The 14074-nt window shown below is 65.6% G+C and carries 12 protein-coding genes and 3 pseudogenes; 8 read left to right on the forward strand and 7 right to left on the reverse strand.

From position 1 onward, the window contains the following. From GJ631_RS13380 to GJ631_RS13390, 3 genes and pseudogenes are all read right to left on the reverse strand, one after another. A pseudogene (locus tag GJ631_RS13380) lies at positions 1 to 307 on the reverse strand (type II secretion protein); the annotation flags it as partial. Further along, a complete protein-coding gene (locus GJ631_RS13385; protein ID WP_156709640.1) occupies positions 264 to 755 on the reverse strand; it encodes a hypothetical protein in 492 nt (163 codons plus the stop codon). The gene GJ631_RS13385 and the pseudogene GJ631_RS13380, both read right to left, overlap by 44 nt. Then, positions 752 to 1117, reverse strand: a complete 366-nt coding sequence (locus tag GJ631_RS13390; protein WP_156709641.1) for a hypothetical protein — start codon at positions 1115 to 1117, stop codon at positions 752 to 754. The genes GJ631_RS13385 and GJ631_RS13390 overlap by 4 nt, the downstream gene beginning before the upstream one ends. A gap of 381 nt (positions 1118 to 1498) precedes the next feature. Here GJ631_RS13390 and GJ631_RS18675 point away from each other — a divergent pair, with 381 nt between their 5' ends. Together GJ631_RS18675 and GJ631_RS13395 are read left to right on the forward strand one after the other, a co-directional pair. Beyond that, a complete protein-coding gene (locus GJ631_RS18675; RefSeq protein ID WP_197425060.1) occupies positions 1499 to 1660 on the forward strand; it encodes a hypothetical protein in 162 nt (53 codons plus the stop codon). After that, positions 1653 to 2720 (forward strand): sulfite exporter TauE/SafE family protein, encoded by a 1068-nt coding sequence (locus GJ631_RS13395; protein WP_370518676.1) that lies wholly within the window; start codon positions 1653 to 1655, stop codon positions 2718 to 2720. Before GJ631_RS18675 ends, GJ631_RS13395 begins: the two co-directional genes overlap by 8 nt. Before the next feature lie 77 nt (positions 2721 to 2797). Here GJ631_RS13395 and GJ631_RS13400 read toward each other — a convergent pair whose 3' ends face one another. The 3 genes and pseudogenes from GJ631_RS13400 to GJ631_RS13410 form a co-directional block, all read right to left on the reverse strand. After that, positions 2798 to 3430: a class I SAM-dependent methyltransferase gene (locus GJ631_RS13400; protein ID WP_156709643.1), complete on the reverse strand. Its 633-nt coding sequence runs from the start codon at positions 3428 to 3430 to the stop codon at positions 2798 to 2800. A gap of 101 nt (positions 3431 to 3531) precedes the next feature. Then, positions 3532 to 4640, reverse strand: a pseudogene (locus tag GJ631_RS13405) (aminotransferase class V-fold PLP-dependent enzyme). 216 nt (positions 4641 to 4856) lie between these two features. Then, the gene (locus GJ631_RS13410; RefSeq protein ID WP_156709644.1) at positions 4857 to 5228 is read right to left on the reverse strand and encodes an SHOCT domain-containing protein; all 372 of its coding nucleotides are present in this window, start codon (positions 5226 to 5228) and stop codon (positions 4857 to 4859) included. Positions 5229 to 5451: 223 nt separating this feature from the next. Here GJ631_RS13410 and GJ631_RS13415 point away from each other — a divergent pair, with 223 nt between their 5' ends. From GJ631_RS13415 to GJ631_RS13440, 6 genes and pseudogenes are all read left to right on the forward strand, one after another. Further along, positions 5452 to 6000: a GNAT family N-acetyltransferase gene (locus GJ631_RS13415; protein WP_156709645.1), complete on the forward strand. Its 549-nt coding sequence runs from the start codon at positions 5452 to 5454 to the stop codon at positions 5998 to 6000. A gap of 53 nt (positions 6001 to 6053) precedes the next feature. Beyond that, complete coding sequence (locus GJ631_RS13420) at positions 6054 to 8921, forward strand: bacterio-opsin activator domain-containing protein (protein WP_156709646.1); 2868 nt, start codon at positions 6054 to 6056, stop codon at positions 8919 to 8921. Positions 8922 to 9036: 115 nt separating this feature from the next. Continuing rightward, positions 9037 to 9180: a rubrerythrin-like domain-containing protein gene (locus tag GJ631_RS13425; RefSeq protein ID WP_156709647.1), complete on the forward strand. Its 144-nt coding sequence runs from the start codon at positions 9037 to 9039 to the stop codon at positions 9178 to 9180. A gap of 2 nt (positions 9181 to 9182) precedes the next feature. Continuing rightward, positions 9183 to 10484, forward strand: a complete 1302-nt coding sequence (gene gdhB, locus GJ631_RS13430) for a glutamate dehydrogenase GdhB (RefSeq protein ID WP_156709648.1) — start codon at positions 9183 to 9185, stop codon at positions 10482 to 10484. Between the two features lie 55 nt (positions 10485 to 10539). Continuing rightward, positions 10540 to 11575 (forward strand): annotated as a pseudogene (locus GJ631_RS13435) (sodium:calcium antiporter). Between the two features lie 67 nt (positions 11576 to 11642). Next, positions 11643 to 12443: a ZIP family metal transporter gene (locus tag GJ631_RS13440; RefSeq protein WP_156709649.1), complete on the forward strand. Its 801-nt coding sequence runs from the start codon at positions 11643 to 11645 to the stop codon at positions 12441 to 12443. Between the two features lie 7 nt (positions 12444 to 12450). On the opposite strand, the gene GJ631_RS13445 is transcribed toward GJ631_RS13440, so the two are convergent. Continuing rightward, positions 12451 to 14049, reverse strand: coding sequence for a COG1361 S-layer family protein (locus GJ631_RS13445; protein ID WP_156709650.1), 1599 nt, complete (start codon positions 14047 to 14049; stop codon positions 12451 to 12453). Between the last annotated feature and the right edge of the window lie 25 nt (positions 14050 to 14074).

A 14074-nucleotide genomic window follows, 5' to 3' on the forward strand; every position in this document is an offset into this window, starting at 1 on the left:
GGGGGTCGCTGCGCGCGCGTTCGGCGAGTGCGTCGTCGTGAAACGCCGCCGCGTCGCTAAATCGACCTGCGGCGACCAACAGTCCCGCGGCACCGTCCTCGTAGGTTCGTTCGAAGCCGGCCGACCGCGTTCGCACCGACTCGACGTCCCGGTCGCGGAGGGCCTCGATTGCCGTTGCTCGACAGGCTGGGACCGCGTCGAGGCGCCCGTCGCCGGAACAGGCCGACCCGTCGAGGAGAAGTCGGTCACCCTCGAAGGTCGCTTCACACCGACAGTCGGCGTCGGTCGACAGGAGTTCCTCGAACACGAGGGGTCTGGGCCCGGCTTCGCTTTTGAACCCTCGCCCGTCGAACCCGGACGACCGCCGTCCCACCGGTCGAAACCAACGACAGTCTGAGCGGGGTCCGGCCCGTGAGGACGAGCGGCGTCTCGACGCGAATCGGCACCGCGTTTTCGACCGTCCGGTTTCGACCGGTCCGTGGCACCCACACGAGACGGTCGTTTGCGACGACGAGTCGGCCACCGTCGGTGAGCGTCGGGTCGGGCGGGTCGACGACGACGGTGGTGCCGGCAGGTTCGCGGCCGGCTTCGAGGGCGGCGTTGCCGTCGGCGAGGGAATCCGCCTCGCGGGCCAGCGACGACAGTTCGTCGGTCGCGAGTTCGCCGTTGCGGTCGCGTTCGACCCGCTCGGCGACGGGGAGGCTCACGCCGAAGAGTGCGGTCGCCACCACCACCGCCAACACGACGCGAATCACGGCCACTTCCGAAGCCGGTCGAACGGACCATCCGAGGCGTCGTCAGCGTCGGTGTGCTCGGTATCTCCGGGGCAATTCGGTGGATTCTCGCCGACGGTGTCGCCACCGACGTGACACTCGAGGGCCGTGGCTTTCCGCAACGCGAGGTCTGCACGCTGTTCGATGTCGTCGTTGACCGCCCGGACGGAACCGACGTAGCCGCGCAACGCCTGGACGGCCGCTTCCAGTTCGACGACTCTGCCTTCGAGGTCGTCGAGTCGGTCGGCGTACTCGAGGGGTTCGTCCGTCGCGAGCGCGCGCTCGACCGCCGCGAGTCGCCGCTCGACGGATTCGCGGTCGTGCTCGGTGTCGTTCGGAGCCATGCGGACGGCTTGCCTCGTGCTGGAATTTGAACGTTCGGACGAAACGAACTGAAAAGCGAGCGACGACAGCTGTGTTGTTTGTCGTATTCAATACCACCGAACCCCCTTTGAACACCAGTCTGCGGTTCGAGTGGAACTCGAGCACTCGTTCGAGCGCACTCGCGAGACGGGATGCGGCGTTCAAAGCGGCCGTTATGCTCCGAATGCGCATGCAAGCGATTCGGCGCGAAAACGTACTCATAAGTTATGGATGGTTGCGGGGGAGTTACCCGAATATAGTATTGTACTATCATCCCAAAACCGTTATTACACTCAAGGGATTACGCTCAAGTGAGCAGAAATGTACCAGGTGCGAACTACCGCGAAAGGGTTACAAGAACGATGGCAGGACTAGAAGTTCCGACGTGGGACCCCGAGGCAGCGATACTCATCGGTGCCGTGCTGCTGGAGGCGGTCCTCCTGTACGTCGGTTACGGTGGACTCGAGAAACTGATTGGCCCGCGTCTGATGAAGGCCCTCATCGGGGGTGAGAACAATGCTTGATATGGTGTTCAACACCCTCTCCGGGACGCTCAGTGCCTCGCCCGAACTGCTGGCGCTGTTCGTCGGCTTCGGGTTAGTCGTCGGTATCCTGTTCGGCTTCTTCGGCATGGGCGGGTCGTTCCTCGTCACGCCGGCGCTGTTGATGATGGGCTATCCGGCCCGCGTCGCCGTCGGGAGCGGGATGGCGTTCGTCTTCGGGACGGCCGTCATCGCGACGCTGAAACACCACGACCTCGGTCAGGTCGACTACAAACTCGGCGGTATCATGATTGCCGGGACGACCCTCGGCATCGAGGTCGGCCGCGCGAGCGTGTTCTATCTGGAGGAGATGGGACTCGCTGGCGGTATCATCAGCGTCGTCTACGTCCTGCTGTTGGGCGCGGTCGGCCTGATGGTCACTCGCGACGCCCTGAAGAGTGACGGCGGCGGCAGTGGTGGCGGTCACCACGACGAAGCCGACAAGGACCTCAGCGAGTACGAGATTCCCGACATCGCGAAGACGATTCAGGAGACCGTTCGGATTCCCCCGATGGTGAACCTGCGCGGTGACGTCACTGTCTCCCTGTGGGTCATCATGGCCGTCGCCTTCGTGACCGGCCTGCTGTCGGGCTTCCTCGGCGTCGGCGGTGGCTTCATCCGGATGCCCGCGATGATTTACGCCATCGGCGCGCCGGTGCCCGTCGCCGTCGGGACCGACCTCTTCGAAATCGTCTTCTCGGGCGGTATCGGGAGCTACCTGTACGGACAGGGCGGCGGCGTCGACCTCGGTATCGTCGTCCCGCTGCTGTTCGGTAGCGCCCTCGGCGCCCGAATCGGGTCGGCGGCCACCAGCGTCGTCGATTCGGACGGTATCAAGATTTACTTCGGTGGGATGCTGCTCGCCGGTGCCGTCGCAGTCGGCGTCGGTGAGGTCGGCTCCTACCTCGGAATCGAAATCCTCGAAACCATCGGTCTGGTGTTGGTCCTCGGCGCGGCCGTCGTCGTCGCCGCCGCGGTCGTCTACACCAGCCTCCGGTCGCTTCGGTCGACCCGCAGCCAGCAGACGCCAGCGGCCGACTGAGGCTGTTCGGACGTTTCAACACCCGTCGCTGTTTTCGGTTTTTCCGCTATTTTACCGGCCGTGAGTCGCTGACGTAGCTACGGAGCCGTCGCCGCGAGGCCGACGAACGAGCCCTCGCCGCGGCCCGACTCGACGCGGTCCGGTTCCGTCATCTCCTCGGGCATCCGGAACACCGTCTGAACGGATTCGAACGACCCGAAGCCGGCCGACTCCATCGCTTCGAGGAGTTCGTCCGTCGAGACGAACGTCGCGTCTCGATAGAAGGGATTGTTCGCTTTCTTGGCCTCGTACCGTTCGCCGAGCGGACTCTCGCGGTCGACGTACCCGACGACGAGTCGGCCGCCGGGAGCGAGCACGCGGCGTGCCTCCCGTAGCGTCTCGGCGATGTCGTCGACGAAGCAAATCGTCGTCACGACGAGTGCGGTGTCGAACAGTCCCGAACGGAACGGGAGCGCCTCCGCGACACCCCCGACGACCTCGATGCCGCGCTCGGCGGCGCGTTCGAGCATCCCGGTCGAGGGGTCGACCCCCACCTCGATTCCGAGCGGCGCCGCAAAACGGCCGGTTCCGACACCGATTTCGACTCCACGACCCGGGTCGCCGACGAGTCGCTCTAGAGCCGCCAGTTCGGAACGATAGGCGTGTTCGTACTCCTGAAACCACTCGTCGTACCGGTCGGTGTGCTCCTCGAACGGGTCGGTCACGGGCATGGTCGGAGTTCGGCCCGTCTCCTCTTACCAGTACGGGAGAATCCCACGAGAGAAGAACCGTCCGGATAGCGAACGAGGAAGCGACCAGTCGAAAAGCGTGTTCAGAAGTCCAACGTCTCGACCAGCCGGTCGATCTCGTCGGCAGTGTTGAACGCGTGGACGGAGACGCGAATCGCCTCCTCGCCCGGCAGCGCCCGGACGACGATAGACCGGTCGGCGAGCCGTTCGACCGTCGCCTCGGCGTCGTCGACGGCGATGGGGACGAGTCCCGACTCGTAGGACCGCGGCCCGAGCAGACGGTCCTCCGGAACGTCCGCTTTCAGGTGGTCGGTGAGCCGTTCGATGCGCGAGGACACCGTCGAGAGGCCGATATCCTCGAAGACGCCGATAGCCTCCTGTAAAGCGACGTGAGCCGCGGGATTCGTCGTCCCGATTTCGAACCGGCGTGCACCCGCTTCGTACTCGAAGGGTGTGGCACCCGAGTCTGTCACGCTCCGGTAGCCGATTGCGGTCGGCTCCAGACGCTCCGCGAGGTCCGAGCGGACGTAGAGGAAGCCGGCGCCCCAGAGGCCGAGCAGCCACTTGTGGCCGGCCGCCGCCACGGCGTCGGCGCCCCACTCGCGGACATCCACGGGCATCTGTCCGGGTGCCTGTACGGCGTCGACCAACACGAGCGCGTCGTGTCGGTGGGCGATGTCGGTCAACTCCGCGACCGGCAGTTTCGTGCCCCGTGTCCAGGAGACGGCGCTGAGACACACCAGTTTCGCGTCCTCGACGGCCGCCTCGAACGCCGCTCGGTCGAGCGTCCGCCCTCGCTCTCGACGACGCGGACCTCCACGCCGTCGCGTTCGAGTCGCTCCCACGGCAGAACGCCGGCGGGGTGTTCCAAGTCCGTCCGGACGACCACGTCGCCGGGGGTCCAATCGAGGGCGCCGGCGAAGCGGTTGATGCCGTCGGTCGTGCTCTCGGTGAGCGCGATTTCGTCGGGGTGGGCGCCGAGAAACGAGGCGACCGTCTCGCGGACTTCGTCGTAGGTGTCGAACGCCAGCGGGTAGGGGTCGCCGGACGCGTGGGCGTCGTACTCGTGGCGCTCGGTGTAGGATTCCGCGGCCTCGACGACGTAACGCGGACTCGGCCCGCTGGCGCCGGTGTTGAAGTAGGCGGTCGATTCGAGCGCGGGGATGTCCGCACGGAGTTCCAGCGGGGTCAAACGCTCGTCCAGACGGGAACTCACGCGAGGCCGCCTCCTCGGTGGACCCGGCACTCGCGGTCGGTTCGCTCGGTCGCTGAATCGGTCATAGTTTCGAATAGGCCGCCTCGCGGGTAAAGTCTTGTGTGTGTTGTGAAATACAAGCAATTTCGCTTTTGCGTCCACGTCCACGCACCCGGGACGACGACGGCAGGCCTCAGCGACGACCTACGGCCGTCAGGAGTCCCGTTGGAGATTCTCGCGTCGCGTTTCGTACTCTTCCTCGGTGAGGTCGCCGCGTGCGTACGCGAGTCGGAGTTCCTCGAGCGCCGCGTCACCGTCGCCGTCCGACCCCGTCATCGCCCGGTAGAGGAAGTAACCCCCGGCGACGATGGCCGCGAGGAACAGGAGTCGGAAGAGGAGTCCCGCGAGAACGACCCAACCGGAGACCGTTCCGTCGCCCCACATTCCGTGGCCCCACGTCCCGCCCATCATCGAGCCGTATCCCATCATTCCGAACCCCATGAACAGGGCGGGGAGTACGACGAGTGCGCCGACCACGACGAGCAGTATCGCGAGGAGTCGACTGTCGTCGGTGTTGGTTGTCATAACGTTTTGGTATACGTCCCCTGCATTCAACACAGTTCCTGCTCAGAAACCATCGAATATCGTGGTGTTAGTCTCGAATAAGAAAGCGAGATGGAGAAACACACCGTGTATCAAAACCGGTTCATCTCGATGCGGTCGCTGTCCGGGGAATCCGCGACCGCCGCTCGGGGAGTACGGTCCGTCCACACGTTTACTGTAACCCCCGTCGTAGTGGTGGGCATCGATGTATGGGGGTCACTTCCCGGAGTTGGGGACCGAGGCGGGGACCCAGCCGCCGCCGCTGTCGTTTCGGGACGCGAAGGGCCGCGACATCGAGGTCCGGGCCTACGGTGACGGCCCGGTCGACTCGGAGTACGACGCCCTCCTTGCGATGTATCACGACTTCGATTCGGCACACCGCTCGCTCGGGATTCCGCCGGTTCGCGAGACGCGACTGCAGGAGTGGCTGGACGTGATGGTGTCCGATTACTGCGTGCTGGCGTGGCACGACGACCGCGCCGTCGGACAGGCCGTCCTCATCGAGGAAGAGCCCGGACGCTGTGAGTTGGCCATCTTCCTCCATCAGGACTACCACAGCGCGGGCATCGGCACTCGGCTACTGGAAGCCACGCTGAGTTACGGGCGGGAACACGGCGTCGAGTACGTCTGGCTCCTCGTCGAACGGGAGAACCGCCGTGCGGTCAACCTCTACAACGACGTGGGGTTTTCGGTCGTCGAGACGACCAACTACGACATCACGATGGCGCTGACGCTGGCCGATTTCGGGCGGTGACCCCCGGACCCGCGGCGGTGTGTTGAAACGTCCGGGCCGTCTACCGGCGAGCAATGCCGACTGCGACGCTCCGTTCGACCCGAATCCTGCTCGTCGGGGAGGCCGACTGGGTCGAGACGGTCGCCGACGCGTTGACCGCCCACACCGACGCGGTCGTCGAGCGGGCCGCCACGGCCGCGGCGGCGCTCGAAACCGTTCGAAACGAATCGGTCGAGTGTCTCCTCAGCGAGTACGTACTGCCGGAGTCGACCGGCGTGGAGTTGCTCCGCTCGGTTCGGGCCGAAACCGAGACGCTCCCGGTGATACTCGCGACGGCTTCGGGAAGCGAAGCCGTCGCCGCGGACGCAATCGCCGCCGGCGTCACCGACTACATCGCCCTCGATGGACGGCACGTCGACACCGACGCCCTACTCGACCGCATCGAACGCAGCGTCGACGCCGCCCGAGAAACGAGGACCCGACGGGACCGCGCGAGGCAGTTCGACGCCATTTTCGAGGACAGCCGGACGGCCACGTGGGTACTCGACCCGGACGGCACTCTCAGTCGGATGAACGAAACCGCTCGCGAGATGGTCGAAACAGGCGTCGAAGACGCCATCGGCGAGCCGTTCTGGGCGCTCCCGTGGGGGCCGGCGTCGGCGGAGACACGGGCCGACGTGCGCCGAATCGTCGAGACGGCGATGGACGGCACCTTCGGCAACGCGGTCGTCACCGGCGCCGCGGACGAAACCGAGCGCGTCGTCGACCTCTCGGCCCGCCCCGTTCGCGACGACCGCGGCGGTATCGTCTCCATCGTCGTCGAAGCCGTCGACATCACCGAACGGGTCGACCTCGAACGCGACCTCCGGCAGTCCGAGGAACTCCACCGGGTAACGCTCAACAACATGACGGACACGGTGTTGATAACCGACGAGTCCGGCGAGTACACCTACGTCTGTCCGAACGTGCACTTCATCTTCGGCTACACGGTCGAGGAAATCCGTGAGTTGGGGACGATAGCGGAACTGCTCGGTCCGGACCTCTTCGACCGCGAGGAACTCGCCGAGGAGGGCGTGTTGAAGAACATCGAGTGTACCGCCACCGACAAGGCCGGACGGGAACACACCCTGCTGGTCAACGTCAGGGAAGTGTCGATTCAGGACGGAACGCTCCTCTACAGCTGTCGGGACATCACGAAACGGAAGCAACGCGAGGAGGCGCTGGCGACGCTCCAGGGGACGGCCCGGGAGTTCCTGTACGCCGAAACCCACCGGGAAATCGCCCAGCACGTCGTCGACGACACCGCGAGCGTCCTCGACGTCGACGCGAGCGCCGTCTACCTGTTCGACGCCGACGACAACGACCTCGACCCGGTGGTCCACTCCGCCGAGATGGAGCGGCTGAACGGGCCGCTGCGAGCGGTCCACGCCAACGACGGCGGGTTGACGAGTTACAGTTTCGTCGAGAACGAACCGCTGTTTTTCGACGACGTCCACGAGTCCGACCGACTCGAAAACCGTGCGACGGACCTCCGGAGCGCGGCGTTCATCCCGCTCGGCAACCACGGCGTGTTCCTCGCGGGCTCGGAGGAAGTCGGTGCCTTCGACGACGTGACGCGCGAACTCGCCGATTTGCTCGCGGCGACGGCCGAGGCCGCACTCGACCGGGTGACCCGTGAGAGTCGCCTCCGCGAGCAGGACCGCGAACTCCAACACCGGAACGACCAACTGACGGCGCTGAACCGAATCAACGAGACGATTCGCGAAATCGACCAGGCGCTCGTCGAGGCCGAGACACGCGAAGAAATCGACCACACGGTGTGTGAACTGCTCACCGACGACGACCGCTTTGCCTTCGCGTGGGTCGGCGCCGTCGACCCCCGAACCGACACGATAGAGCCGCAGGCGTGGGCCGGCGACGAACAGGGGTATCTCGACAGTCGCACGTTCCACGTCGACGAGGCGACCGGCGAACCCGTCGGACGGGCGGCGGCCACGCGGGAAGTGACGTTGGTGTCGAACGTCGCCGCGCGACTCCGGGAGGAGGCGTGGCGAAAGGACGCGCTGTCGCGGGATTACCTCTCGGTGTTGAGCATCCCGCTTTCGTACAACGAACTCACCTACGGCGTCCTGACGGTGTACGCGCGGACGCAGAACGCCTTCGAGGGCACCTTGCGGACGGTCATCGCGGAACTCGGCGAGACGATTGCGGCGGCGATAAGCGCAATCGAGCGGAAGAACGCGCTGCTCACCACCTCGATGACGCGAGTCGAGTTGTCCATCGACGACCAGCGGTTCGTCCTCTCCCGACTGGCCGCGGAGGCCGACTGTACGCTCTCCTATCAGGGCGGTATCCAACAGACCGCCGAGGGGAGTTACGTCTTCGTCACCGTCGAGGACACCCCCATCGACGTCGTCGAGACGGCCGCACGGGGGCTTCACTCCATCGAGACGGTCCACCGAATCAGCGCCGACAGCGCCGGTGGCGTCCTCCGACTCGGCCTGTCGAGTCCGTTCCTCGCAATCGAGTTGGCCGACCACGGCGCGGTGTTGCGGAGCGTCTCGGCCGACCCGACGACGACGACGCTCGTCGTCGACATCCCAGAGAGCATCGACGTGCGACACATCACGGACCTCGTCCGTGAGTCGTTCGACGACGTTCGACTACAGTCGAAACAGACGTTCGACCGCTCGACGGACCGGAACCTGTACTCGCGAGTCTTCGACCGCCTGACCGACCGACAACTCGAAGTGGTGCAGACGGCCTACTACAGCGGCTTCTTCGACACCCCCCGCGAGAGCACCGGCGAGGACGTCGCGGCGACGCTCGGCATCTCCTCGACGGCGTTCTACAACCACATCCGGGCCGTCCAACGGACGCTGTTCGAATCGCTGTTCGACGACATCGGCGTTCCAGCGGCCCAATCGGCAGTAGAGGGTTGACTATCCAACCCCCGATACCCCAGAAGGTTCGATAGCCAACCGCGGAATATTCCCTTATACACCTATTACCCACATCCAGAGCGCAATCGGTTCGCGCGACAGTGTTCCTGACACCATGCGAGACAAAATCCCAACCCCGAACGCCGAACGCCGGTACGAATGCTTCGAATGTGGAACCGTCGTGGTCTCCGCGGAGAGCCCCGGCTCCTGTCCCGAGTGTGGCGGTGACCTCCGGAACCGCGGTACACCCATGGAGTGAGAATGGCTTCTAGTACGACCCCGAGTGACGACTCCGAAGAGACGACAGCGGAGTCGTCCGAACCCGAAAGCGCACTGGAGACCGCTCGCCGGCAACTCGAATACGCCGCCGAGTACGTCGACATCGACCCGAGCATCGTCGAACGGCTCAGACATCCCAAGAAGGTCCACGAGGTTACGGTCCCCATCGAACGGGACGACGGCTCCGTGGAGGTGTTCACGGGGTATCGAGCCCAACACGACAGCGTCAGAGGCCCGTACAAGGGCGGGCTTCGGTATCACCCCGACGTGACCAGAGACGAGTCCGCGGGTCTCGCGATGTGGATGACCTGGAAGTGCGCCGTCATGGACCTCCCGTTCGGCGGTGCGAAGGGGGGCATCGCCGTCGACCCCAAAGGGTTGAGCGACGAGGAGAAAGAACGGCTCACCCGCCGGTTCGCCCAGGAGATGCGACCGGCCATCGGCCCGACGCTCGACATTCCCGCCCCCGACATGGGGACGGACCCCCAGACGATGGCGTGGCTGATGGACGCCTACTCGATGCAGGAAGGCGAGACGATTCCCGGTGTGGTGACCGGCAAGCCGCCGATAGTCGGCGGCAGCGAGGGGCGAGACGAGGCGCCCGGCCGGAGCGTCGCCATCATCGCCCGAGAGGTAATCGACTACTACGATAAGGACATCAAGGAGACCTCCGTCGCCGTCCAGGGGTACGGAAGCGTCGGCGCCAACGCCGCGCGACTCCTCGACGACTGGGGGGCGAACGTCGTCGCCGTCAGCGACGTGAACGGCGGCGTCTACGACACGAACGGGCTGGACACGCGGTCGATTCCCTCCCACCACGAGGAACACGAGGGCGTGCTACGGCACGACGCCCCCGAGACGGTCACGAACGACGAACTGCTGGAGTTGGACGTCGACGTGTTGATTCCGGCAGCTATCGGCAACGTCCTCACCGAGTCCAACGCCGACGACATTCAGGCGGACATCATCGTCGAGGGCGCAAACGGGCCGACCACCATCGCCGCCGACGCGATTTTCGCCGAACGCGGCATTCCCGTCATCCCGGACATCGTCGCCAACGCCGGTGGTGTCACCGTGAGCTACTTCGAGTGGCTTCAGGACATCAACCGCCGGTCGTGGTCGCTCGAACGCGTCAACGAGGAACTCGAAACGGAGATGGTCGAAGCCTGGAACACCATCCGCGAGACGTTCGAATCCCGAGACGTGACCTGGCGTGAGGCGACCTACATCGTCGCCCTCACGCGTATCGCGGCCGCCCACGAGGCGCGCGGCCTCTGGCCGTAAGGGCGGACCGCCATCCAGAGCCTTCTTTTATCGACAGAGAGATTGTCTCGACGAGATGGTACTCGGCGGCTTCCTCCCGAACACGCCTGTCGTGAGCGTCGGCCTGATACTCTTCGGGACCGCCCTGCTGTGGGTCGGCACCGGCTGGCTCGAAGGCGCCGCCGAGCAACTGTCGGCGTACTACGGCCTGCCGGCGGTCGTCCAGGGCTCTATCGTCGTCGCAATCGGGTCGAGTTTCCCCGAGTTCACCACCGTCGTCTTCTCGGCGTTCGCCGGCGTCGTCGACATCGGCGTCGGCGGCATCGTCGGGTCGGCCATCTTCAACATCCTCGTCATCCCGGCGCTGGCCGGTCTCGCTGCCGACGAGCCGCTCGAAGCGAGTCGCGCCATCGTCTACAAGGAAGCCCAGTTCTACATGATAGCCGTCTCGGCGCTCGTCATCACGTTCGCACTCGCGGTCATCTACGTCCCGGTGCCGGATGGACCGGCCCTCGCCGGAGAGATTACGCGACCGCTGGCGATGATTCCCCTCCTGTTGTACGGGCTCTACCTGTTCATCCAGTGGCAGGACGTCAGCGACCACGACGCTGAAGACCTCCGGGAGGGGATTTCGGTCGGTCGAGAGTGGGGAAAACTCGCCGCCGGACTCGTCGTCATCGTCATCGGCGTCGAGGAACTCGTCGTCGGCGTCGAATCCATCGGGGCGACGTTCGGCATCCCCGAGTTCATCGCGGGACTCACCGTCGTCGCGCGCGACGAGTCTCCCGGACCTGCTCGTGAGCGTGCGGTCGGCGCAGGCGGGGAACGGACTGACCAGCCTCGGGAACGTCCTCGGGTCGAACACGTTCGATTTGCTCGTTGCGATTCCGGTCGGCGTCCTCATCGTCGGCGGCATCACCATCGACTTCGCGGTTGCCGTCCCGATGATGGGCGTGTTGACGCTCGCGACGGTGCTGCTGTTCGGGATGCTCCGGACGGAGCTCTCGTTGACCGACATCGAGTCCTACACGCTATTGGTCGCCTACGCGCTGTTCATCGCGTGGATCGTCGCCGAAACAGTCGGTGCGACTGCGTTCCTCAAGAGCATCTGAGCGCCCCGCCGTCGGTGAAAGCCAGCGAGTCGATAACCTCAACACCCGACACCACACACGTCTTACCATGGTCGACTGGGCCGCCTACACGCTCGTCTTCGTCGCCGGACTCATCACCGCCCTGGCGACTGGAATCGGCGCGCTCCCCTTCTTTTTCGTCCCCGACATCTCCGAGAAGTTCAACGTGGGGCTCTGGGGGGTCGCCTCGGGCATCATGATGGCCGCTTCGATATTCGGGCTCATCCCCGAGGGACTGAACGCGGGGCCGTGGACGACCGTCGCGGTGGGACTCGTCGCCGGCGGCCTGCTCGTGTTGGTCGCGAACGACCTGCTGATGGACGCCGATATCGACTCCCGGACCTACGAGGAAGCCGACTTCAAGAAACTCGTCCTCATCTTGGGCGTCCTGACGGTTCACTCCTTTCCGGAAGGCATCGCCATCGGCGTCTCCTTCGCCGAACTCAATCTCGGGTCGGGCATCCCGCTTTTGGGCTTCACCGTCCCCGCCCTCGCAATCGCGATGACCATCGCCATCTCGATTCACAACATCCCGGAGGGGGTCGCCATCTCGATTCCGCTGCGGACGATGGGCGTCGCCGAGTGGAAGATGGTGTGGTGGTCGATTTTCTCCTCGCTGCCCCAACCGCTCGGCGCGGTCATCGCCTTCGGGTTCGTCCAGTTGGCAGAACCGCTGTTGCCCGCCGGGTTCGGCTTCGCCGCCGGCGCGATGATTTATCTCGTGTTGAGCGAGTTCATCCCCGACGCGCTGGAGGCGGGGGAAGAACTCGACGGGAAGGGGTACCGCGAACTGGTCGCCGGGTTCGCCGCCGGCGGGGGTGCAATGGTGCTGTTGCTCGTGGTGGTGTGACGGCGGGCTATCGCCGACGAACCCACCAGTAGCCCCCCGCGATGACGACCGCGACGCCGAGGATTCCGACGATAGCGAGCGAGGAGGTGTCGACGGCCTCATTCTCTTCGGCGACCTCGACGGGGACCCGGTAGGCGTCGGTGGCGGCGGCGTCGCCATCGGCCGGTTCGGAGGTGACGTTCATCCGCAACGCGTGAGAACTCGGAACGGTGTCCTCGTCGACCGACACCTCGAATGCGACTTCGGCTGATTCGCCCGGGTCGAGCCGGGCGACGTACGCCTCCGGCGAGACGCTGCTGAACGGCGGCGTCGCCGCCACCCGTGCCGTCACGTCCGTTCGCGTCGTCTCGCCGACGTTCGTCAGTCGGACAACGAGTCGGTTGCTGGTGTCGGCGGCGAACGTCGCGTTCACCGCTTCGGCACTGAAGAACTCGCGGTCGGCGCCGACCGACCGCTGGAGCCGAATCGGGTCGCTCGTCTTCGTGTCGCCGTCGGCGGTTTCGTAGTTGACGATCGCCGTGAACGGCCGTGGGCCGTCGCTCGCGCCGGGGCCGACGTCGACGGCGAACTCGAAGGGCGTCGACGACCCGGGGGCGAGGTCGCCGACGGCGACCGCCCGTTCGGACACTGTGACGCTCGGCGACGACGACTCGATGACGACCACGGCGTTCCGTGCCGTCCACTCGCCCTCGTTTCTGAGTTGCCCCGATAGGGTTCCCTGCTCGCCGACGTACAGCTCGGAGTCGACGGCTTCGGTGCTGAATCGGAGGCCAGACCCGACCGTCACGGCCACCGGGAGTGCGTCATCGCGTCGAGTCTCTCCGTCGGCGTTCCGGTATCTCGCCGACGCCTCGAAGACGTACGGTTGGGCCCGAATCCCCTCCCTCACGTCGACGGCGTACGTCACCGTTCGCCGCTCGCCGGGAGCCACTCCACCGATTCGACGGCTGTTGGTGGGCGCGCCGCCGAGGTCGAACCCCTCGTTGGGGGAGCTGAGCGTCACGACCGTGTCCCGGGCGGGTTCGGTTCCGCGGTTCTCGACCGTCACCGAGACGCTGCCGCCGTCGTCGGCGCGAACGTCGGCGGTCGTCCCCACGACGCGGAACCGACTCTCCGAATCCGTCTCGATTCGAACCCGGACGTAGAGCGTCCGCGAGCGCGTTCGCTGCTGTGTCACGCCCGACAACTCGGCGATTTGTCGCGTGTAGGTGTACTCCACCTCGACGGGGACCCGGTAGGTGCCGGCCGTCGCGTTGTCGTCGACGGAGACGGAGAACGGTATCGTGGCGCTCGCGCCGTCGGGAATGCCCCCGACGACTCGCCGTGGTGAGTCGACCGAGAAGGGCAGAGTTCCGTCGTCGATGCGGATTTCGACCCCCCGGGCGGTCGTGACGCGTTCGTTGAACGCGGGGTTCGACAGCGACGCAACCTCGAGGTCGGCGCTGTTGGCGACTGTCAACTCCAAGGTACCGTCTTCTCCGGCGGTGAGCGTGGTGTCCCCGACGCTCGCGTCGAGGTCCGGCTCGCCCCGGACGACTGCCGTCGCCGTTCCGGGAACGACGAGCAGCACCACCACGGCCACGACGACCACCTGCAGACGGTTCATCGAGCCACCTCGATAGGTTCGATGC

It is taken from the genome of Natronomonas sp. CBA1123, assembly GCF_009741925.1.
Classification (GTDB): Archaea; Halobacteriota; Halobacteria; order Halobacteriales; family Haloarculaceae; genus Natronomonas.